The following is a 2,132-nucleotide window of genomic DNA, read 5'->3' on the forward strand; positions in this document are numbered from 1 at the left end:
CGGCGAATCACTGGAGACAAAGGCAATACGCTTGACGTAATATTTCTGCGCCACGCGCTGGCAGGCAAATTCAACACCGGCTTTTACCTGCCGCGTAACCTCATTCTCATCAAGCCGCTTTATATCATCCGCTTTCAATCTGAGGACTGATATTTCCACATCATTCACGGGAATATCAGAAAAAACCAGTTCAAGATAATTATGCGTTGGCCCGCTCATATGGACTGCTTTGCAGGCATTGCCGCTTTTGATAAATTTCATATGACAATCACCCTCCGACAGCTCCTTTTAAACTTGAAATCTTCGATGCAAATAGGTCTTATAATATTTCCAAAGTTAGTCCTAGTCCGATTTTAGATACATGCCCACATAAAAACAAGCTTCGCCAGAAGCAAGGCGTGATACGCTCTGCTTTGCTTGTTTTATTCATCGCGCCGACGCACAGCGCCTGGAATATCCATTCGCACAGTCTCCGAATCGAATAGAACTGTGCCACTTCTTGGCAATAACACAGTCCATAATTATTTAACGACTACGTTCATTCTGATGATCGCGTGAAACCTGTCTGTTCTTTCCATATTCAGACAATTCTTCGTCACTGAAAAGAACTTTCACTCCATTTTTCAAGAGGAAATCTATCGCATGCTCCGCTATTTCATCATCGTCTATGACCAGGAGAAGAGGGTCTCCTTTGCTGAAGAAACCAACTAGACTATTCTTGTTATCTCCTGACGGTGGAGACAATACATAAAAGTCCTCCAAAGGAGCATAGGCCAATAAATGCCGTTTTATCTTTTCTTCCATCTCTCTTTCCTTTTGTCTTCCATTCTTCTTGGCCGGTTGCCCAAAATTGCGTAGTTTCATCGGGGCCGATGATGATTTGGGAAACAGGGCGCTGCTCGTTCGGATGTTGCCTCCAATAACGTAGGAGCTTAGGAAGCAAACGCTTCACAGAGGCTCATCCCTGAGCAATTCAAGCAGTGTCTTGTAGAGATCAAGATGGCAGTGATTGAAACGGAACTCAGACTCCTTGAGATGCAACGCGAACTTGTCACGTCGCACGCCATGAAGCTGCGCCAGCCGATGTTTGGCATGGCTCCAAAAAGACTCGATGCCGTTGACGTGTCTGCAGCCCTTGACGAATTCGTTGCTGCCGTGATTGACCCGAAAGGGCTTGTCCAAACCCAAATCAACCACCCCGTCGCAGCCTCGCCAGCCGTCGGTGTGGATGATGCTGTTGGGAGCCACTTTGCCCCTAATAATGGCTTGCAGCGTGGCCTTGGAGGCATCGGCAACGATCTCGGTATAGACACAGCCGCCTTGCTTGAGCAGAGCAAAGACGATGGTTTTGCCACCCGCGCCACGCCCACGTTTGCCCCGGATTCGCTTGGGGCCGAAAGAGGACTCATCGGCCTCAAGCTCGCCTGAGAAAGGAGACTGAGCGGCACACTGCCGAGCCAAGCGGATACGCATACGCTGGTACAGCGCGTTGACCGAGCGCACGGACAAGCCACATAGCTGCGCGGCATCCGTGGCGGTCAAGTTCATGGCAAACAGGCGCAAAAGATGTCGAAACTTGGCCTCACTGATTTTTGAATGGCGTCAGTACCTGTTTTTGCTTGGCATTTCAGGAATGCTAGCGTACGTTGAACACATGCTTGCTTCCTAAGCCCCTTGTCAAAATAGGCGGCTTCCTTGTTTTTATCTCGAATCATGGTTCCCCTGAACTTAACCTTGAAAAAAATCAGTATCCGCCGAAAGGGCCATAAACGACATCGCCATCATTCATTCGTTTCATGAATTCATCTTGGTCCGGCATTTCGCCCGCATAGATTCCCCATTGTTCCTTGACATGAACATCCCAGTCACTTGCCTCAAGCATCGCGATAGGCGTCAATATCTCGACGGGGTAGAGGCCATCGGATATCAGCTTTTCCAGCACCTTTTTGACAGCCTCCTCGTAATTGGCCGATGCAGCATAGCAACTGGCGTAGGCATCGCTCATGCTGTCCGGCATAATGGAGTTTTCCATTCTCCGGACATGAACCCGAATGATAAATACATGACCCATCTTCTGAATCTCAAAAATCTTCCTTTTTGTGATGCAATCGCTCCACTATTGCCTGAGCCAG

4 protein-coding genes are annotated in these 2,132 nt (G+C 48.6%); all 4 read right to left on the reverse strand.

Annotated elements, in window-relative coordinates:
* Positions 1-261: hypothetical protein (locus tag QB898_RS12935; protein WP_279525280.1), on the reverse strand; the 261-nt coding region annotated here is incomplete at its 3' end.
* Positions 262-525: 264 nt separating this feature from the next.
* Entirely contained in the window at positions 526-864 is a 339-nt protein-coding gene (locus QB898_RS12940; RefSeq protein ID WP_279525281.1) for a hypothetical protein, read from the reverse strand.
* Between the two features lie 84 nt (positions 865-948).
* Positions 949-1,590 carry an IS1595 family transposase gene (locus QB898_RS12945; RefSeq protein WP_279525283.1) on the reverse strand — a complete coding sequence of 214 codons (642 nt, stop codon included), beginning with the start codon at positions 1,588-1,590 and terminating at the stop codon, positions 949-951.
* Between the two features lie 154 nt (positions 1,591-1,744).
* A complete protein-coding gene (locus tag QB898_RS12950) occupies positions 1,745-2,005 on the reverse strand; it encodes a hypothetical protein (RefSeq protein ID WP_279525282.1) in 261 nt (86 codons plus the stop codon).
* Between the last annotated feature and the right edge of the window lie 127 nt (positions 2,006-2,132).

It is taken from the genome of Ottowia cancrivicina (genome assembly GCF_029813755.1).
In the GTDB taxonomy this organism is placed as follows: Bacteria; Pseudomonadota; Gammaproteobacteria; order Burkholderiales; family Burkholderiaceae_C; genus Ottowia; species Ottowia massiliensis.

Coding starts and splice junctions, on each gene's coding strand:
- QB898_RS12950 (WP_279525282.1), bottom strand. CDS start 2,005: ATGAGCGATGCCTACGCCAGTTGCTATGCTGCATCGGCCAATTACGAG.
- QB898_RS12940 (WP_279525281.1), bottom strand. CDS start 864: ATGAAACTACGCAATTTTGGGCAACCGGCCAAGAAGAATGGAAGACAA.